Source organism: Rahnella perminowiae, assembly GCF_019049695.1.
GTDB classification, from domain to species: domain Bacteria; phylum Pseudomonadota; class Gammaproteobacteria; order Enterobacterales; family Enterobacteriaceae; genus Rahnella; species Rahnella perminowiae.
The window spans coordinates 401,576-419,224 of record NZ_JAFMOT010000187.1; the positions used below are offsets into that span (position 1 = coordinate 401,576).

Sequence of the window (17,649 nt, forward strand, 5' to 3'; positions counted from 1 at the left end):
ACGGACGCCCTGAGCGTCCGTTTTTTTATGCATCTTCCTGCTGCCTTTTTTCCCGTGCTTCCCGTTCTTCCTGCGCCGCCTCCTGCCTCGCCTGCCGCCAGTGCAACACCGGTGATACCGTTATGCCGTGGATAACCACGCTGGCGACAATCACCGTGAACGCAATGTTAGTCATATAGTTGGCGTCCGCACCATGCAGTCCGTGCGTCCAGGCATAAGCGATATAATTCATACTGCCGATACCGCGAATACCAAACCAGCCGAGCATCAGCCGTCTCCCCTTCGGCACATGTACGCCGATTGTGGTGATATAAACAGCCAGAGGACGGATGACAATAAACAGCAGCGCGGCGATCAGCAGTCCCGTCGGTTCCCAGTGTTCTGCCAGCGTGATTCCAAGCACCATGACAATTCCCGCAGCAAAAATCCGCTCAATGGTATCGCCGAACGACAGTGCATCACCCACCATCAGTCCGATCGAATTGCGTGGCATTTCCGCTTGCATCGAGTGACGCTGGTGAGGATTGACCATGACTTCAGCGGGTGGCGGACGCGACCCCTCACTCAGATCTTCCGGCGGATGCAGGGAGACGACGCGTACTTCCGCGCTGCGAAGCCCGACACCGGCGGCAAATGCCGCAAGGAAACCGGAAGCATCGAGAGATTGCGCAGCCGCATAGCTGAGCGCTATCAGCGACAGCGCCAGAAAATCACTCGGTGCAACCGTACGCTGACGGCTGTGAAAACGCGTCGCACTGAGCCCGACCAGTTTCCCCATCGCAAAACCAATTGCCAGCCCGCCGAGCAACGCCCAGACCACATCGCGCCATGCCCATTGCCACCATTCGTGTGAAGATAATCCGTCCTGCGCCGTGAACAGCATCAGCGCCAGCATCAGCACAGGCAGCGCCGAACCATCGTTCATCCCTGCCTCGCTGGAAAGCGCAACCCGCAGCCCGTCGTCGTCATTGGCATCATTCACGGCAATCATGCTGGCCAGCACCGGATCCGTCGGCGCGATAATGGCACCCAATGCAAGGGCCAGCGGCCAGGAAATACCGGTAATGTAATGAGCAATAGCGGCGACGCACAGGACGGTGAGTAACATGGCAGGAAAAGCGAGTAACACACCAACACGCCAGCTTTGTGCGCGAAAAGGCAAGCGGAGTTTCAGTCCGGTAATAAATAATGACGCCGCCATGGCGATTTCAGTGAAATGAGCGGTGAGCGTGGAATACGCCACCAGATCGATATGCAATAAATTCAGAACCCAGGGACCACAAACGATCCCCGCAGCCAGATATAAACCGAACGTTGTCACCGGACCGCGGGAAATCCACCCGGATGCGAGCGACATAATCAATAGCAGTCCTCCGACCGCCGCTGTCCAACCTAAAAATCCCATGTCTATCCCATGCTAAATATCAATTCATTAAGCATAGTACATGTATGCAGATGAATGATTTTTCAGATAAATAACATCGGGCACAAATGGCGAGGCATATCATTAGCCGGTAAGCTAAAATTGATTTTTATCCGGGAATAAGACGAGACATAAAATGATTAAATACAGTGTGCTGTATCCAAATATTGAAAACGGAACCTTTGATCATGATTATTATCGGGATGTACATTTACCCTTGATCAAACGCAGGATGGGGGAGTTTTGCCATTCTTACGCCATCGATAAAATACCCGCAGATGCACCGGCGGAGGCGCCCTTCATCGCCGCCTGCCATATTTATTGCAACTCAATGGAAGACTTCGAAAAAGGCATGCAAGGTAATGCTGCAGATTTCGTCGCCGACGTGGCGAACTTCACTAATATCGAACCGGTGAAGATGATTTTCGACGTTGTGGTCTGACGTTTCCACCCAGCCCTGATCGTAAAAAAGGCGATTAACCTCTCTGGGTAATCGCCTTTTTTCACGTTCTTTATCTCGCACACCACGTCCTGTCAGCGCAATTATTGGGTCAGCAACTTTTTGATGGGCGCACTCGGTTCGCGCTTAATGGTATGTAAAAACTCCTGGGCTTTGTCATTGACGGCATAATCGGCAGTCACACCAAAGTCCTGCACCATCGCCCACTTTTCAAACAGGGCTTCATCACTGTTACGTATAAACCACAACATTCTCACTGCGGTTACCGCCACCTGAGGGATCTGTGTCACCGTACCATTGATCCACTTATTTAACGTGCTGCGTGGCAGTCCGAGCAGAATACACAACGCGGGCTGATCAATATCCAGCCTCCGGACATAGTCCAGGAATTCTTTTGCGTTATCTGCCATTCACTTATCCCCAATTTCTTAAACCCGCGCATATTGTACAAGAATCTTATAGATATTTCATCTGGTCGCTACTGGCGACTAAAAACGCTCCTTTTGATAGTTACAGAAACAAAAACTCGTGTCTGTTAGCCACCAAAGATGGCTCTGGATGAAACAAACTCATGTAGCGCAATAACTTTACGTTTCTTGACATAAGTCAAATGACCGGTTGATGTGTGAAGCAAGTCACATTCATTGTATGTATGATTTTGTTGAAGAGACAAAAACATCATCCTGATAACACCTCTTATTTGTCGCTAATAGATACTTATTTCAAGATCGGAAAAAACAAATGAACACTCAGTTTACAGAATGCAACATTCAGATCATCGCCGCTGGCAAAGCCGGTAAGAAACACAGGCTTCAGGCTCCGGCGGACTTCCGGGCACTACGCATAGCCGTTCAGCGCATATGCCTTGGTGTGGTGCTCTCAACAAGTGTTATTCCGGCTGTTCATGCACAACTTTCGGGGGATGACCTGGAGGCTGCCAAAGCCTACTTTGCCAATAATCCGGAAATTCCTTCAGATAAGCAGAATGAGATCTTGCGGAAAAACGACCTTATTCAGGTTTCCGACTATCTCAAAAACAACACCTACTGGAATGGTTCAAGCAATGTTCAGATGCCTGTTTTTGATCCCCTGGCAAGAATGGAAACGCCGATGACACAGACAGCCACTCTTCCCATGACCAACCTGACTCCGGCGGAACACACGATTTCGGTTGCGCAACCACCTGTCAAAAATGATCCAACAGGAACGCCGGTATTACTCACCCCCATAAAAAATGATCCCACAGGTATACCGGTAGACGTTCAGACACAGATGCAAAAAAAACAAGCTGAACAGGTTGCTTTGCGTTATGCGGCGGCGAATGCCCCTCATGATGGCCTTGATGGTAAAGATGGAATCGATGGCAAAGATGGCGCTAAGGGCGACACCGGCTTAGCAGGTACTGACGGAAAAGATGCCGACATGTCTAAAGTTAATGCCAACAGCGAAGCTATCCAGGGTGATGAAATGGCAGAAGCGAATCGTCAGCGGACTTCGATGCAACATGTGGATGTGGTTGCTCTCGCCCAGACAGCTCAGGACTCAACACAGAAAACGCAGGCAGAAACGAAAAAACAGATCGCCGCCGCTCAGGCTAAAGTTGCCCATGAACAGCAGATCGAACATATATACTACGATCAGCAAATCCAGCAATTAGCCGCAGGAGCTCACGCCGAAGTCTTAGCGGAATCCCACAGCCGGGCTGCGGGCGATGCCCGTACACTGGCTCAGGCAAATGACTACACCAATAAAAGATTTTCTGATCTGAAAACGCGGGTTGATGACAACAAAAAAGAAGCGGCGGCCGGTTCAGCCTCTGCCATGGCTCAGGCCAATATTCCGCAGGTGCAGGAATCTCAGCAGTTCGCGGTGGGTGCTGGTGTGGGCGGTTATGATTCAGAGAATGCCCTGTCAGTCGGTGCTTCCTTCCACGCGGGCAGGGCCACCATCGTAAAAATGTCAGTCTCCGACGACTCACAGAATAACGTGGGTTATGGCGCAGGCATGAGCGTTGGCTGGTAATCGCACGATTAAAAAGAGGCTGACCGTTTCAGCCTCTTCATCTCTTTCAAGGCCAGTCACAAATGAAAAAACGCCATAGCGATAAATTCAAACACCTGCCGCCGGAGCAGCAATATGTCTGCCTGAAAATGTTACAGCGCGTCGAGGAAACCCCTCTGACCGAGGGTGTGACGGGCGTTGCCGTCTCGGTGATAATGAAAGACGGTCACACTGCCACGCTCAGTAAGTTTATTGCCAAACCGGATGAAGTCTCCATATTGGTCAGTTGGGAAAGCGCCCCCTGACAGGGGTATGTAAGCACACCTGTTTTAGTTTCACGGACTTTTTGAAACCTCCGGGTCTTTGATCTCCTCACAATATCGGTGCCAGGATAAATCAGAGATCCGGGCCTGTTTGATCACTGCTGATCTACTCCCTGAAAACTTCTTTTTAGCCTCCTTTCCCTTATTCTTGGTGGTAGTATTTCGATAACTTAAACCTGGAATGGAAGCGATTAGATGGACACTACTGAAACGCTAAACGGGACATACTTCTACCACGGCAACGACAACGTTACTAAAGAAGAGTTGTTTTGGTTAATCTTCCTGGAGTCCTTCTCCCATCACGCCGGAATAGAAATAGAAACTGCGGCAACCATCATTGCTGGAGCGCCACTTATACCCAAACGCAAAGTCTTAGGTTCAAAGGGTAACAGGACAAGCATTGCATCAAAAATGTCACGCAGAATCTTCAGGGATGCGAAGCTTTCAAACAACCTGAAAATCCCGACAATCGCCTATGGTCAGGTAAGGAACACAAACCAGATTGGTACTATTGTTGGTCGCTGGGTTCCGTATTTAGGTTACGCTCAGGCGGTAATAATTTCTGCAATCGTGGCAAAGGATACACGCGATAAATACAACCTTATCGCCTACCCTCAGGACCGCATTGCATGGACGTATTTCTGATGGAAGTAGATGAAAATGAGATTCTCAATTACATCACGGAAAAATACAGTGAGTGGAGGAAACCTGTCAGCAAAGACTGGACGTTTCAGGAACACTTTAATTTAGTGACTGACGAATTAGGGGAAATGCTGATTGACCTCTTCACTCGGTATGGCATCAGCTATGACAACTTTAATCTCGATAATTATTTTGAGCCTGAATTGCCGTGGTGGTGGTTTCGGCTTCGACGGCAGTACAAAAACAAGGTGTACAAACCTCTTACTGTCGAGATGATTATTGAGTCTGCTAAGGCCGGAAGATGGCTTTACGATTAAGGGCCGTATGCCCCCTTTTTCACATTATGCTGTCTGGCGGTCATTCTGTAGTCCCCCCTGAATTTAGTCTTACCGCTTGATAGAGTTACCTGGTTAAAATACAACCAAAGGAGGCTCATCATGAAGAAAGCGCGTTTCACTGAAACTCAGATTCTGCGAGTTCTAAAAGAAGTTGAAGGGGTCGGCATGTTAAGGATGTGTGCCGCGAAAACGGCGTGTCGGAAGCCAGCTATTACAAGTGCAAATCTCAATACGGCGGTATGGAGTCCTCTGATATCAAACGAATGAAAGAGCTGGTTAAGCAGTTATGTCCCATCCATGCCCCATGAGGTAAAAGGGGGCTGTATAAAATAAGCTTAATTGATCTAATTAATTGAAGAGACTGTTCAAAAATTTGCGTTTGTAACTCCCCGATGATGCGCGGACGATGGACTTTCCCGCTCATTACAATCACCGACTGGTGGAGGAGAAAACGTGGGATTTTTAAGCGGATTTTTCGCCCGGATTACCGGACAGAAGCCCGCATCCGATACGGAAAAAACATCACCTCATGAGGAGTTAAAAATGGCAAAAGTACTGGTTCTCTATCATTCCATGTATGGTCATATTGAAACGATGGCACAAAGTGTTGCAGAAGGTGCACGCAGCGTACCCGGGGTTGAAGTCACGATAAAACGCGTACCCGAAACCATGCCTGAAGAGGCTTTTAAAGCCGCTGGCGGTAAAACTGACCAGATTGCGGAAGTGGCATCGCCCGCTGAGCTCGCTGATTACGATGCCATCATTTTCGGGACACCGACCCGTTTTGGTAATATGTCAGGACAAATGCGTACCTTCCTCGATCAAACCGGCGGGCTATGGGCTAAAGGCGCACTGGCAGGCAAAGTCGCCAGCGTATTCAGTTCAACCGGCACCGGCGGCGGACAGGAAACGACCATCACCTCGACCTGGACCACCCTCGCCCACTACGGCATGATTATCGTCCCGATTGGTTACACTACGCCGGAACTGTTTGATATTTCACAGGTTCGCGGCGGTACCCCTTACGGTGCAACCACGCTTGCCGGTGGCGATGGTTCACGACAGCCAAGCGCAGAAGAACTGCGTATTGCCGTACATCAGGGCAAACACGTCGCGAACATCGTCAGTAAACTGGTCAGCTAATTCGGCGTGTATAAATAAGGCGCAAATGTCTGCGCCTTAAATTCCTGTCACCAGTAAATCCAGAGCAGCCACGACATCCGCACGATGAATATCGGCATTAAACTCGGGCTCATGTCGCAACTGCGTTGTACTGACGCTGGTGAGCAGATTTGTCATCAGCACATATTGTTGATTTTGTATACGCACCAGAGGGTGAAGATGCCTGACGGGCCTCAGATTACTGAGTGAAGTCAGCGGGATCACTACCCGTTCGTTCAGTCTTTCAAATAATGGATTCTGAATATCCATAAAATAGGGATAAAGGTTTTTGCCATCCCCCCTGTTTTCATACACATCAAATTGCGCCATTACAATACTCCGCGTCCCTGAGAGAAGAGTCCTGCCTTTTCAGTAAAGGCATTGCATGAATCCATTGCTTGCTGATTTTCTTCTAAAAACAGTGCCCTTTGTTTCTCTTTCACCGCTTCTCCTAATGCTTTATCAAACGTGGCTGACAGGTTAATGCCGAATGCTTTGGCCTGTTCAAGCAGATCGGCACTCAATGTGACATTGGTTCGCTTCTTATTTCCTGCTATGGATAACATAACACCCTCTTTATACGCACATGACATGCGCACAAGAGTGTCACACAATGAAGCCATAATCTATCGCATCCTTTTCAAAAACCAAAAAAACGGCCCTTGCGGACCGTTTTGTCTCTGCCGGAGAGTACGCCTGTTATGCTTATTTTCCACGCGAAGCAATGATATTTTCCGCCACATTGCGTGGTGCCTCGGCATAGTGGTTGAACTCCATGCTGTAGGTTGCACGGCCTTGCGACATCGACCGCAAAACGGTGGAGTAGCCGAACATTTCAGACAGCGGCACTTCGGCTTTGATAATTTTACCGCCACCGCCCGCGATCTCTTCCATGCCCTGCACCGTACCGCGACGCGATGATAAATCTCCCATCACGCCACCGGCATACTCTTCCGGTGTTTCCACTTCCACTTTCATCATCGGTTCCAGAATCACCGGATCGGCACGTTTCGCGGCTTCTTTGAAACCAAAGATCGCCGCCATTTTGAACGCCATTTCTGAGGAATCGACCTCGTGGTAAGAACCAAAGGTAAGCGTCACCTTCACATCCACCACCGGATAGCCCGCCAGAATGCCGTTGTTCAGCGCTTCCGTGACCCCTTTTTCGACAGCGGGGATATAGTCGCGCGGCACCACACCTCCCTTGGTGGCGTCAACGAACTCAAAGCCCGTTCCCGCAGGCAGCGGTTCGAGGGTGAAGACCACATGACCATACTGACCTTTACCGCCGGACTGACGCACAAACTTCCCTTCGACGTCGGTGACCGTTTTGCGCACCGTTTCACGGTACGTTACCTGAGGTTTGCCGATGTTGGCTTCCACACCAAACTCACGCTTCATACGGTCAACGATGATTTCCAGATGCAGTTCGCCCATGCCGGAAATGATCGTCTGGCCGGATTCCTCATCCGTACGGATGCGAAACGACGGATCTTCTGACGCCAGTCGTGACAGCGCGATGCCCATTTTCTCCTGGTCAGCTTTGGTCTTTGGCTCGATGGCCTGCGAAATCACTGGATCCGGGAATTCCATGCGCACCAGCGTGATGATATCAGACGGGTCACACAGCGTTTCCCCGGTGGTGACATCTTTCAGCCCCACACAGGCGGCAATATCACCGGCACGGATTTCGTCAATCTCGATACGATCATTGGCATGCATCTGCACGATACGGCCAATGCGCTCTTTCTTGCCGCGTACCGGGTTATACACGCTGTCGCCTTTTTTCAGCACGCCGGAATAAACGCGAACAAACGTCAGCTGGCCGACATACGGGTCCGTCATCAGTTTGAACGCCAGGGCCGAGAATTTCTCACCGTCATCGGAATGACGGAAGGCTTCGTTACCGTCTTCATCCGTGCCGGCAACCGGTGGAATATCCAGCGGAGAAGGCATCAGTTCGATCACGGCATCGAGCATGCGCTGCACGCCTTTATTCTTGAATGCACTGCCACACAACATCGGCTGGATTTCCCCGGCGATGGTGCGCAGGCGCAATCCTTCGGTAATTTCATCCTCGGTCAGCGAGCCTTCCTCAAGATATTTATCCATCAGTGCGTCATTGGCTTCGGCGGCTGCCGAGACCATTTTCTCGCGCCATTCTTCCGCCAGTGCCTGCAATTCTGCCGGGATGGCTTCATAGGTAAAGGTCATACCCTGTGTCGCGTCGTCCCATAAAATGGCGCGCATTTTGCGCAAATCCACGACACCGGTGAAATGTTCTTCTTTACCGATGGGGATCACAACCGGCACCGGATTGGCTTTCAGACGGTCCACCATCATCTGACGGACACGAAAGAAATCTGCACCCTGACGGTCCATTTTGTTAACGAACGCCAGACGCGGCACTTTGTATTTATTGGCCTGACGCCAGACGGTTTCAGACTGTGGCTGCACGCCGCCCACGGCGTCGTACACCATCACCGCACCGTCGAGTACACGCATGGAACGTTCCACCTCAATGGTGAAATCCACGTGCCCCGGGGTATCGATAATGTTAATCCGGTGCTCATCGAACGAGTGATCCATCCCGCGCCAGAAACAGGTCACGGCGGCAGAGGTAATCGTAATGCCGCGCTCCTGTTCCTGAGCCATCCAGTCTGTGGTCGCACCGCCGTCATGCACTTCTCCCAGCTTATGATTCATGCCGGTGTAGAAAAGTATACGCTCGGTGGTGGTGGTTTTACCTGCGTCGATGTGTGCTGAGATACCGATATTGCGGTAGCGCTCGATTGGCGTTTTGCGAGCCATATAACGTCCTTACTGGTTGATGGCTAAGTTGGCGGAGAGTGGTTTTCACGTCCCGTCACAAAGTAATGGGTACTAAAATTCTTAATGCGAAGAGTATACTACAATTGTACGTGTATAATCGTACAATTATTTTATTCTATCGATGAAATCGGTCAGTGGCCGTCGCGTTGTACAGCAGCAGAGGGATAGGCTATATTGCGCGGCCGCCGATGAGCGTCGTTACCGTAAAGGAACAATATGATAGCCAACCACCCTGAGCGGGAGCAGATCCGCCTCGAAAATGTTCTGACTGCGCTGGGAAATCCGTTACGCCTGGCCGTTGTGCGCACGCTGGCCAAAGGTGGCGAGCATCCCTGCGGCACGTTATTGCAGGGTTTGTCGAAATCGACGCTGACCCATCACTGGCGTGTATTACGTGACAGCGGTGTCATCTGGCAGCGCCCGGACGGCCGCGCCAATTTGCTTTCACTGCGCCGCGACGATCTGGACGCGCGCTTCCCCGGCCTGCTCGATTCGCTGCTGAATGCCATCGAATCTGACGGCATTACGCTGGAATCCACCCGCAAACACATTTCCGGGCAACATCTTTAATCTGCCTTCAGTTGCGTTTTCACGAGATCGCAAAACATATTGATTATAGCGGATGAATGACTGTCTTCCCGCCGCGCAAGATACAACGGTGCGCTAAGTTGTGTGGCGGTGTCCAGCGGCAAAAATACCACGCCGTCTCCGCCCAGCCGGGTCATGGATTCCGGCACAATAGAAATCCCCAGTCCGGCACCGACCAGACTCAGACAGGAAGTTAAACGCGGCGCTTCCTGCACAATGTGCGGACTGAAACCGGCGCGGACATATGCCCCGAGTATGGCATCGTACAACCCCTGCCCGGCCCGCCGCCGGTATAAGACAAAAGGTTCGTTAGTCAGATCTTCAAGTCTGAGCGGCTGACCGGCCGTTTGCGATGCCAGTTTGTGCCCCGCCGGCACGGCCACCCACATCGGTTCATCCAGCACTTTTTCCATCTCTAATTCCGGCATATCTTTGACGCGCATGCGCACAAAAGCGACATCCAGCTCCCCCGCCACCACGGCGGACAGCAACTCGCCGCTGCCACTTTCCTCAAGCTGAGTACTGACCGCCGGATAAATTGTCCGATAGCGACGCAGCAGTGCGGGGACGAAGGTATGCAGCGCGGCGGAACTGGTAAAACCGATGCGGATCCGTCCCTGTTCGCCCTGCGCAGCGCGGCGCATGGCGGCACTGAGCTGAGCGGCGCGCGCCAGCACGGCACGGGCCTCCTGTAATAACACTTCACCCGCTTCGGTCGGAACCACACCGCGCGGCAAGCGCTCTAATAAAGAGATACCAAATTCCTGTTCCAGTCCCTGTAACAGGCGCGTCAGCGGTGGCTGCTGGATAAACAGCAGTTCTGCGGCGCGGGTAATGCTGCCCGCTTCCACCACGGTGACAAACGCATTCAGACGTTTCAGTTCAATCATATCCATACCTACAGAGTATCTTTCGCCATTAATAAATGCATTAGACATCATGGCACATCCACGCGCATGATCCTTAACAGAATTTTACGCCTCAGACGGCTTTGAATGACTTTTAAGGGGGTGTGTGAAAATGTCAGCACAAACGCAGGATAAATTAATGACTGATACAGAGGTTCAGAGCGCGCCGCAGCCCGGTTGCCGGCAACTGTTTATGGGTTTTTTCATCCTTGGCCTGACCGGTTTCGGTGGCGTATTGCCCATGGCGCGGCACATGCTGGTGGAAAAACGCCGCTGGCTGACTGCAGATCAGTTCACCGAACTGCTCGGACTGTGCCAGTTTTTACCCGGCGGTAATATTATTAATCTGTCGGTCGCCCTGGGGATGGAGTTTCGCGGGTTACGTGGCGCATTATCGGCGCTGCTCGGGCTGATCCTCGCACCGACGATTTGTGTGGTGCTGCTCGGCCTGGTGTATGCACGTTATCAGAACCAACCGCTGGTGGAACATCTGTTCGCCGGGATGGCGGCCGCCGCCGCCGGTTTACTGCTCTCGACCGGCATCAAAATGCTCGCCCCGTTACGGGGTAAATGGTTGCAACTGGCGCTGGTCGCTGTCGGTGTGATGGCGATTGCTGCGTTCCGCATGCCTATGCTGCCCGTCATGCTGGTGCTGGCCCCGGTCAGTATTTTCATCTGCGCGAGGAGTAAATTCTGATGCCGGTTCTGCTTTCTCTTGCCCTGTTATTTACCGAACTTTCCGTGCTGGCATTTGGTGGCGGAAATACCATTCTGCCTGAGATGCAACGGGCTGTGGTACAGGTGCATCACTGGATGAGCGCGCAGGAATTCAGCGCCCTGTTCGCTCTGGCGCAGGCCGCTCCCGGCCCGAATATGATGATCGTGCCGCTGATTGGCTGGCAGGTTGCCGGATGGTCAGGCCTGCTGGTGTCCTCGCTGGCAAAATTTGGCCCGTCCTCGATTATTACGCTTATTGTGATGGGCGGCTGGAAACGTTACAAAGACCGTCCCTGGCGGCAAATTGTGCAGCGCGGGCTGGTACCGGTAACCGTCGGGCTGGTGGTATCAAGCGGATTACTGATCGCCAAAGCGTCAGCGACCACACTGCCCCTGGTTGGGGTGATCGCGCTGTGCACGCTGCTGTCGCTGAGTAAGCGAATCCATCCGTTGTGGGTGCTGAGCGCCGGTGCGGTGCTGGGTCTGGCCTTTGGTTAAGCGTCCTTACAACGAAAAAGGCTGCCATAAGGCAGCCTTGGCGTGATATCCGGCGCGATTAAGAACAGAACACGCGGGCTTCACGCGGGGTATAGATACCAAACGTCACGACACCCAGAAGACCGTTGACGAAAGTTTGTTGTGATTCAACACGAACCACTTTATCTGCGCCACCGCAAACTTTAGCCGCATCAATGGTTTTTTTCTGGCCAATGCCGCTGACGAAGAAGTGATGCGTGGTCACTTGCTTAGGCGCGGTCGCAATACCCTGACCCATGTTGAAAGTTTGCTGTGCACAGCCGGATAACAGTACGGCAACAGCCGCAGCAAAAATCACCTTTTTCATGACAATCCCTTATAGAAGACCTTAAATGGCCATTAAGCCTCAGTAGCCGTCTGCAGGTATGCCCCATAACGAAACGGGACGAACCAACAGATCCAAAGGGGGTTATCGGAAGATTGACGAAAAAATGTAGGCTAAAGAGTGAAAAAAGTCGGTTTATTGTGGTTTTTAATTGAGAAGCCGCTCTCAGCATCTGTCCGATAAATAGCGTATTGATAATTCATTGAGTTTTTATATATAAAAAACGTTAAGGATGATAATGAAAAGTAAACCTCTGAGCCTTGCCAGTGCTGCCCTTTTGCTTTCTGCCACTGCCTCCGCCACCCCTATCCAGCCTGACCTCAGCCAGCGTGACGTAACACGGCTGACCGTTGACGGATTGCAGTTCAAGGATCTCAATCATTCCGGGAAACTGGAACCTTATGAAGACTGGCGGTTGACGCCGCAGGCACGCGCAGCGGATCTGGTGAAACGCATGACGCTGGAAGAAAAAGCCGGTGTGATGATGCACGGTTCCGCACCGACCGCCAGCAGTCCGGTTGGGGCCGGGACGTATTATGATACAGATGCGGCGGAAAAGATGATTGCCGGCGCCAAAGTGAACAGTCTGATCACCCGGCTTTCTGCGGATGATCCGGCCGTGATGGCCCGGGAAAACAATAAACTGCAACAGATTGCCGAAAACACCCGACTCGGCATTCCGGTCACCATCAGCAGCGATCCGCGTAACTCATTTGAATATCTGGTCGGCGCGAGTACCTCTTCCGGTAAATTCACCCGGTGGCCGGAAACTTTAGGACTGGCAGCGATTGGGGATGAAAAACTTACCCGTCGTTACGCCGATATTGTCCGTCAGGAATATCTGGCCGTCGGCATTCGTGAGGCACTTTCACCGCAGGCTGATCTGGCAACAGAGCCACGTTGGGCACGTATCAGCGGTACCTTCGGCGAAGATCCGACGCGGGTGCATAACATGGTGCGCGGTTATATCGAAGGGATGCAAAACGGTGCCGACGGGCTCAATCAGGGCAGCGTGATCGCTGTGGTCAAACATTGGGTCGGGTACGGTGCGGCTGAAAACGGTTTCGACAGTCACAATGTTTACGGCAAAAACGCCGTCTTCCCCGGCAACAATCTCAAAGAACACATTTATCCTTTTACCGGCGCGTTTGAAGCCAATGTCGCCAGCGTAATGCCGACGTATTCGATCCTGAAAAATGTCTCCGTGGACGGTAAACCGCTCGAACAGGTCGGTGCCGGATTCAGCCATCAGTTGCTGACCGATATTCTGCGCGGACAATACGGTTTCAAAGGCGTCATTCTCAGCGACTGGCTGATCACCAGCAATTGTGAAAATGATTGCCTGAACGGTTCGCCGCAAGGCAAAGAACCGGTGCCGGGCGGCATGTCATGGGGCGTTGAAAACCTGACGCCGCAGCAGCGTTTCGTGAAAGCCGTGCAGGCGGGTGTTGATCAGTTTGGCGGCGTGACCGACTCGCAGTTGCTGGTCAATGCGGTGAATGAAAAGCAGCTGACTGAACAGCGTCTGGACGAATCTGTCGTGCGTATTCTTGAACAAAAATTCAGGACCGGTCTGTTTGAAAATCCGTATGTCGATGTGCAGTACGCCACCCGGACCGTCGGGCGGGCTGACTGGCAAAAAGAAGCCGATGCGGCTCAGGGACATTCGCTGGTACTGTTGCAAAACACCGGAGACGTGCTGCCGCTGAAAAAAGGCAAAAAAATCTGGCTGTATGGCATCGGACCGCAGGCCGCAAAAGCAGCCGGTTTTACCGTGGTGGATACGCCGGAGAAAGCCGATATTGCGCTGATCCGCGCCCATGCGCCGTATGAACAACCGCATAAAGCCTGGTTCTTCGGCAAACGCCATCATGAAGGTTCACTGGCCTTTACCGGCGACAATGCGGATTATCAGGCCATTGTGAAAGCCAGCAAAGCGGTGCCGACAATCGTGACTGTTTATCTCGACCGTCCGGCGATCCTGACCAATGTGACAGACAAAGCGAAAGCGGTTATCGGTAATTTTGGTGTCAGCGATACCGTGCTGTTTAGCCGCCTGACCAGCCCTGAAGCTTATACCGGAAAGCTACCGTTTGAACTGCCATCGTCTGAGGAAGCGGTGCTCAGACAACAATCCGATATGCCGCATGACAGCGAAAACCCGCTGTTTGACATTGGCTTCGGGCTGGCGCGTTAAGCCCGGTTAACCGGTGACCCGTGCCAGCACAAAACCGTCCCAGCCTTTGCTGCCGACGGTTTGCAGCGCGGTCGCAGATAAACGCGGCTCCTGTTCGATCATCTCAATGAAGCGACGCACGCCCTGTACCCGGGCGTCGTCGCTGTGCGGATCCACCACCGCACCCTCCCGCACCACGTTATCGCCAATAATCAATGTACCCGGTTTCGACAGTTTCAGCGCCCACTCGAGATACAACGGATTACCCGGTTTGTCTGCATCAATGAAAATCAGATCAAACGGGGCTTCTGCCTGAAGCCCTGGCAGCGTTTGGGCGGCAGGACCGACGTGTAAGGTAATTTTGTCCTGCAAACCGGCCAGTTCAATATTGGTTTTTGCGACACGGGCGTGATGCGGATCGGCTTCCAGTGTCACGACTTTTCCGAGCGCCGGTAATGCCCGCGCCAGCCAGAGTGTGCTGTACGCGCCGAGCGTGCCGATTTCCAAAACTTTTTGCGCGCCGGTAATTTGTGCCAGGAGCGCCAGTAATTTCCCCTGATTGGGTGCCACATCGTGCGCGGGTAAACCGGCCTGATGGTTATTTTTCAGCACCTGTTCCAGAACCGGATCGCTTTGCACGAGATGACTTACCAGATAATCATCGACCGCAACCCATTTCCCGTTGTACTCCTCCTGACTCCCCTGACTCATTTTCGCCTCCCGGCAGTGAATTTTAGGTAATGAAAATATTTAAAAATGCCCTATTAACCGTAATCACTCGCGGCCATTTTTGCCCGAATTTTTAGTGCCCCTCTCAAAAAACCCTCGTTTTCATCAGGTTAAAAATGCGTCATTTCACACTTTTTGAAGAAAGTTCCCTTGAATTTACAAAATAATAATGATAACAATTATCATTAAGTTTAACATTTGCCAGGTTCGGTTACGTTACCGTCTGTCACGTATAGCCGTTTTTAGGCGGAACAAATGTTGGCTTTTGGGTTTATTACACATGCATCAATTAATCACTCAATAATTTATTGAGTGATTTATAGGGATTATGAATATGTTGTTGGCTTTCCCCCTCAAACGCTCGGTGCTCATGTGCGCGCTGGCAATGCCGGTTGCCTCAATGGCAGCTGAAGACACCGTCATTGTCAAAGCTGCGCCTGCGGATACCGCCGATGCGCCGACCCAGGGTTACAGCGCGAAAACCAGTAAAAGCGCGACCAAAACGGATCAGCCGCTGATTACCACGGGCCAGGCAGTTTCTGTCGTGACCCGTCAGCAAATGACGGATCAGAATGCCACCACCGTCAACGCTGCGCTGAACTATACACCGGGCGTATTCACCAACTTTGCCGGCGGCGCAACGCGTTATGACACCATCTCCCTGCGCGGTTTCCATGGCGGTGACGTCAACAACACCTTCCTCGATGGCCTGCGTATCCTCAGCGATGGCTCGACCTACAACTCCATCCAGGTTGACCCATGGTTCCTGGAACGTATTGATGTGGTGAAAGGCCCCTCTTCTGCCCTCTACGGTCAGAGCATTCCTGGCGGCGTGGTGGTGGAATCGACCAAGCGCCCGCAGTTTGCTGAAGAAGGTCATTTCCAGCTTTCCGGTGGCACGCAAAATACTAAAGGCGGCGCGTTCGACTACACCAACGCCATCAATGATCAGCTGGCGTTCCGTCTGACCGGTATGACCCGCAGCAGCGATACGCAGTATGATCATCAGCGTGAAGAGCGTTACGCGATTTCGCCACAACTGTTGTGGACGCCGGATGAAAACACCTCGCTGTTACTTCGCGCGTATCTGCAAAAAGATCCGTCCGGTGGCTACCATGCCGCCGTTCCGGCTGACGGCAGCCTCTATGGACAGAAACTGAGCCGCGGTTTCTTTGATGGTGAAAGCACGCGCAATCAGTTCAAACGCTGGGAACAAATCTACAGCTACGAATTCCAGCATGCATTTAACGATGTATGGTCATTCCGCCAGAACGCCAACTACACCCATTCCAATACCGAACTGGATCAGGTGTATCAGGCCGGCTGGAATGCGGATCGTACCGAGATGAGCCGTTATTATTCCGGTGAAAAATCATCCCTGGATACCTTCGCGATTGATAACCAGCTTGAAGCGGATTTCGCCACCGGCGAACTGGCGCATAAAGTGGTGCTGGGCTTTGACTATTCCCACTTTATCAATGATGTGAAATCTGACGCTGCTTACGCTGAAAACCTCAACCCGTACACCGGCGTGGGCGGTGATGCACTGGATTATTACAGCCTTAAACGCGGTAAAAACCGTTATGAGCAGATGGGTACCTATCTGCAAGATGAAATGAACTGGAACAAATGGTATCTGACCCTGTCAGGCCGTTACGACACGCTGAAAACCTCCAGCCGCAGCTACGAAAGCATTTACGGCACGCAGAGCAACAGCGAACGTAAAGACAGCCACTTTAACAGCCGCGCTTCCCTGCTGTACGCCTTCGACAACGGGATTTCTCCGTACGTCAGCTACAGCCAGGCGATGACGCCATCTGCCCTGCCGGGCGCTGACGGCACGCTGCTGAAACCGATGCAGAGTGAGCAATACGAAGCCGGGATCAAATACCAGCCTGTCGGTACTTCTGATATGTACACCGCGGCGCTGTATGATCTGACTCAGAAAGATGTGGGTAACCGCGTGGTGGTCGGCAGCTACTACGAGCCGGCGGGTAAAATCCGCTCACAGGGGCTGGAGCTGGAAGCTAAGAAACAGGTTACCGAACGCTTCAACGTGATGGCCGGTTACACCTACAACAAAGTGCGTATCCGTGATGCGGCTGAGAACAACGGTAACACACCGTATGTGACGCCAAAGCAAATGGCTTCCATCTGGGGTCAGTACAACACGCCGATTGGTGTGGATATGGGTGCAGGTGTTCGTTACATCGGCACCCAATGGGCGGATAACGAAAACACCCGCCACATGCCTTCCGCCACGCTGGTTGACGCGTCACTGCGTATGAATCTGGTGCAGTTCAATCCGCAACTGAAAGGCGCCTATGTGCAGCTGAACGCTAACAACCTGTTCGACAAAAAATATGTCGCAGCCTGTTACGGCACCAGCTACTGCTACTGGGGTCAGGAACGGACGGTGGTGGCTACAGTAGGTTACGATTTCTGATAGATTTTTCAGCTCTTCCCCCTGCGAAGTAATACCCCAACCC

19 protein-coding genes and 1 pseudogene are annotated in these 17,649 nt (G+C 52.1%); 12 read left to right on the forward strand and 8 right to left on the reverse strand.

All coding sequences use genetic code 11. From position 1 onward, the window contains the following. Positions 1-25: 25 nt before the first annotated feature. A complete protein-coding gene (locus J1781_RS23400; RefSeq protein WP_217234267.1) occupies positions 26-1,405 on the reverse strand; it encodes a cation:proton antiporter in 1,380 nt (459 codons plus the stop codon). Between the two features lie 154 nt (positions 1,406-1,559). On the opposite strand from J1781_RS23400, the gene J1781_RS23405 reads away from it, so the two are divergent. After that, positions 1,560-1,865, forward strand: a complete 306-nt coding sequence (locus J1781_RS23405) for an EthD family reductase (RefSeq protein ID WP_129951092.1) — start codon at positions 1,560-1,562, stop codon at positions 1,863-1,865. Positions 1,866-1,966: 101 nt separating this feature from the next. Here the strand turns inward: J1781_RS23405 and J1781_RS23410 are convergent, their stop codons facing one another. Continuing rightward, on the reverse strand, positions 1,967-2,293 hold the full coding sequence (locus J1781_RS23410; protein ID WP_129951091.1) for a hypothetical protein: 327 nt from the start codon (positions 2,291-2,293) through the stop codon (positions 1,967-1,969). A 331-nt stretch (positions 2,294-2,624) separates the two neighbouring features. Here J1781_RS23410 and J1781_RS26270 point away from each other — a divergent pair, with 331 nt between their 5' ends. The 6 genes and pseudogenes from J1781_RS26270 to wrbA all read left to right on the forward strand — a co-directional run bounded on the left by J1781_RS26270 (position 2,625) and on the right by wrbA (position 6,330). Continuing rightward, positions 2,625-3,905 carry a YadA C-terminal domain-containing protein gene (locus J1781_RS26270; protein WP_238483247.1) on the forward strand — a complete coding sequence of 427 codons (1,281 nt, stop codon included), beginning with the start codon at positions 2,625-2,627 and terminating at the stop codon, positions 3,903-3,905. A 62-nt stretch (positions 3,906-3,967) separates the two neighbouring features. Next, positions 3,968-4,189: a hypothetical protein gene (locus J1781_RS23420; protein ID WP_129951090.1), complete on the forward strand. Its 222-nt coding sequence runs from the start codon at positions 3,968-3,970 to the stop codon at positions 4,187-4,189. A gap of 213 nt (positions 4,190-4,402) precedes the next feature. Further along, on the forward strand, positions 4,403-4,852 hold the full coding sequence (locus J1781_RS23425) for an STM2901 family protein (protein WP_217234268.1): 450 nt from the start codon (positions 4,403-4,405) through the stop codon (positions 4,850-4,852). After that, positions 4,837-5,166, forward strand: coding sequence for a DUF1493 family protein (locus J1781_RS23430; protein WP_235174096.1), 330 nt, complete (start codon positions 4,837-4,839; stop codon positions 5,164-5,166). The genes J1781_RS23425 and J1781_RS23430 overlap by 16 nt, the downstream gene beginning before the upstream one ends. Before the next feature lie 120 nt (positions 5,167-5,286). Beyond that, positions 5,287-5,471: pseudogene (locus J1781_RS23435) on the forward strand (transposase); the annotation flags it as partial. A 259-nt stretch (positions 5,472-5,730) separates the two neighbouring features. Then, a complete protein-coding gene (gene wrbA, locus J1781_RS23440; RefSeq protein ID WP_217234269.1) occupies positions 5,731-6,330 on the forward strand; it encodes an NAD(P)H:quinone oxidoreductase in 600 nt (199 codons plus the stop codon). 36 nt (positions 6,331-6,366) lie between these two features. Here wrbA and J1781_RS23445 read toward each other — a convergent pair whose 3' ends face one another. The 3 genes from J1781_RS23445 to fusA all read right to left on the reverse strand — a co-directional run bounded on the left by J1781_RS23445 (position 6,367) and on the right by fusA (position 9,159). Next, positions 6,367-6,678, reverse strand: a complete 312-nt coding sequence (locus J1781_RS23445; RefSeq protein ID WP_129951088.1) for a CcdB family protein — start codon at positions 6,676-6,678, stop codon at positions 6,367-6,369. After that, positions 6,678-6,914 carry a type II toxin-antitoxin system CcdA family antitoxin gene (locus tag J1781_RS23450; RefSeq protein ID WP_129951087.1) on the reverse strand — a complete coding sequence of 79 codons (237 nt, stop codon included), beginning with the start codon at positions 6,912-6,914 and terminating at the stop codon, positions 6,678-6,680. The genes J1781_RS23445 and J1781_RS23450 overlap by 1 nt, the downstream gene beginning before the upstream one ends. 139 nt (positions 6,915-7,053) lie before the next feature. Beyond that, positions 7,054-9,159, reverse strand: coding sequence for an elongation factor G (fusA, locus tag J1781_RS23455; protein WP_129951086.1), 2,106 nt, complete (start codon positions 9,157-9,159; stop codon positions 7,054-7,056). Positions 9,160-9,396: 237 nt separating this feature from the next. On the opposite strand from fusA, the gene J1781_RS23460 reads away from it, so the two are divergent. Then, positions 9,397-9,750, forward strand: coding sequence for an ArsR/SmtB family transcription factor (locus J1781_RS23460; RefSeq protein ID WP_129951085.1), 354 nt, complete (start codon positions 9,397-9,399; stop codon positions 9,748-9,750). Here J1781_RS23460 and J1781_RS23465 read toward each other — a convergent pair. Then, on the reverse strand, positions 9,747-10,664 hold the full coding sequence (locus tag J1781_RS23465; protein ID WP_217234278.1) for a LysR family transcriptional regulator: 918 nt from the start codon (positions 10,662-10,664) through the stop codon (positions 9,747-9,749). The genes J1781_RS23460 and J1781_RS23465 overlap by 4 nt on opposite strands. 124 nt (positions 10,665-10,788) lie before the next feature. On the opposite strand from J1781_RS23465, the gene J1781_RS23470 reads away from it, so the two are divergent. Continuing rightward, positions 10,789-11,373, forward strand: a complete 585-nt coding sequence (locus J1781_RS23470) for a chromate transporter (protein WP_129990822.1) — start codon at positions 10,789-10,791, stop codon at positions 11,371-11,373. Beyond that, positions 11,373-11,891 (forward strand): chromate transporter, encoded by a 519-nt coding sequence (locus J1781_RS23475; protein ID WP_408004167.1) that lies wholly within the window; start codon positions 11,373-11,375, stop codon positions 11,889-11,891. The genes J1781_RS23470 and J1781_RS23475 overlap by 1 nt, the downstream gene beginning before the upstream one ends. Positions 11,892-11,949: 58 nt before the next feature. On the opposite strand, the gene J1781_RS23480 is transcribed toward J1781_RS23475, so the two are convergent. Then, on the reverse strand, positions 11,950-12,237 hold the full coding sequence (locus J1781_RS23480; protein ID WP_129951082.1) for a Bor family protein: 288 nt from the start codon (positions 12,235-12,237) through the stop codon (positions 11,950-11,952). A gap of 256 nt (positions 12,238-12,493) precedes the next feature. Between J1781_RS23480 and J1781_RS23485 the strand changes: the two genes are divergently transcribed. Further along, positions 12,494-14,452: a glycoside hydrolase family 3 protein gene (locus J1781_RS23485; protein WP_217234270.1), complete on the forward strand. Its 1,959-nt coding sequence runs from the start codon at positions 12,494-12,496 to the stop codon at positions 14,450-14,452. Positions 14,453-14,458: 6 nt separating this feature from the next. On the opposite strand, the gene J1781_RS23490 is transcribed toward J1781_RS23485, so the two are convergent. Further along, entirely contained in the window at positions 14,459-15,142 is a 684-nt protein-coding gene (locus tag J1781_RS23490) for an O-methyltransferase (protein ID WP_217234271.1), read from the reverse strand. 352 nt (positions 15,143-15,494) lie between these two features. On the opposite strand from J1781_RS23490, the gene J1781_RS23495 reads away from it, so the two are divergent. After that, entirely contained in the window at positions 15,495-17,606 is a 2,112-nt protein-coding gene (locus J1781_RS23495; protein ID WP_129951079.1) for a TonB-dependent siderophore receptor, read from the forward strand. Positions 17,607-17,649 lie beyond the last annotated feature (43 nt).

What these genes read in the sequence shown, in the direction of transcription:
- J1781_RS23480 (WP_129951082.1), bottom strand. Translation starts at nt 12,237, where the DNA reads ATGAAAAAGGTGATTTTTGCTGCGGCTGTTGCCGTACTGTTATCCGGC.
- J1781_RS23410 (WP_129951091.1), bottom strand. Translation starts at nt 2,293, where the DNA reads ATGGCAGATAACGCAAAAGAATTCCTGGACTATGTCCGGAGGCTGGAT.
- J1781_RS23405 (WP_129951092.1), top strand. Translation starts at nt 1,560, where the DNA reads ATGATTAAATACAGTGTGCTGTATCCAAATATTGAAAACGGAACCTTT.
- J1781_RS23430 (WP_235174096.1), top strand. Translation starts at nt 4,837, where the DNA reads ATGGACGTATTTCTGATGGAAGTAGATGAAAATGAGATTCTCAATTAC.
- J1781_RS23420 (WP_129951090.1), top strand. Translation starts at nt 3,968, where the DNA reads ATGAAAAAACGCCATAGCGATAAATTCAAACACCTGCCGCCGGAGCAG.
- J1781_RS23465 (WP_217234278.1), bottom strand. Translation starts at nt 10,664, where the DNA reads ATGGATATGATTGAACTGAAACGTCTGAATGCGTTTGTCACCGTGGTG.
- J1781_RS23495 (WP_129951079.1), top strand. Translation starts at nt 15,495, where the DNA reads ATGTTGTTGGCTTTCCCCCTCAAACGCTCGGTGCTCATGTGCGCGCTG.
- J1781_RS23470 (WP_129990822.1), top strand. Translation starts at nt 10,789, where the DNA reads ATGTCAGCACAAACGCAGGATAAATTAATGACTGATACAGAGGTTCAG.
- wrbA (WP_217234269.1), top strand. Translation starts at nt 5,731, where the DNA reads ATGGCAAAAGTACTGGTTCTCTATCATTCCATGTATGGTCATATTGAA.
- J1781_RS23445 (WP_129951088.1), bottom strand. Translation starts at nt 6,678, where the DNA reads ATGGCGCAATTTGATGTGTATGAAAACAGGGGGGATGGCAAAAACCTT.
- J1781_RS23400 (WP_217234267.1), bottom strand. Translation starts at nt 1,405, where the DNA reads ATGGGATTTTTAGGTTGGACAGCGGCGGTCGGAGGACTGCTATTGATT.
- fusA (WP_129951086.1), bottom strand. Translation starts at nt 9,159, where the DNA reads ATGGCTCGCAAAACGCCAATCGAGCGCTACCGCAATATCGGTATCTCA.
- J1781_RS23450 (WP_129951087.1), bottom strand. Translation starts at nt 6,914, where the DNA reads ATGTTATCCATAGCAGGAAATAAGAAGCGAACCAATGTCACATTGAGT.
- J1781_RS23425 (WP_217234268.1), top strand. Translation starts at nt 4,403, where the DNA reads ATGGACACTACTGAAACGCTAAACGGGACATACTTCTACCACGGCAAC.
- J1781_RS23475 (WP_408004167.1), top strand. Translation starts at nt 11,373, where the DNA reads ATGCCGGTTCTGCTTTCTCTTGCCCTGTTATTTACCGAACTTTCCGTG.
- J1781_RS23485 (WP_217234270.1), top strand. Translation starts at nt 12,494, where the DNA reads ATGAAAAGTAAACCTCTGAGCCTTGCCAGTGCTGCCCTTTTGCTTTCT.
- J1781_RS26270 (WP_238483247.1), top strand. Translation starts at nt 2,625, where the DNA reads ATGAACACTCAGTTTACAGAATGCAACATTCAGATCATCGCCGCTGGC.
- J1781_RS23460 (WP_129951085.1), top strand. Translation starts at nt 9,397, where the DNA reads ATGATAGCCAACCACCCTGAGCGGGAGCAGATCCGCCTCGAAAATGTT.
- J1781_RS23490 (WP_217234271.1), bottom strand. Translation starts at nt 15,142, where the DNA reads ATGAGTCAGGGGAGTCAGGAGGAGTACAACGGGAAATGGGTTGCGGTC.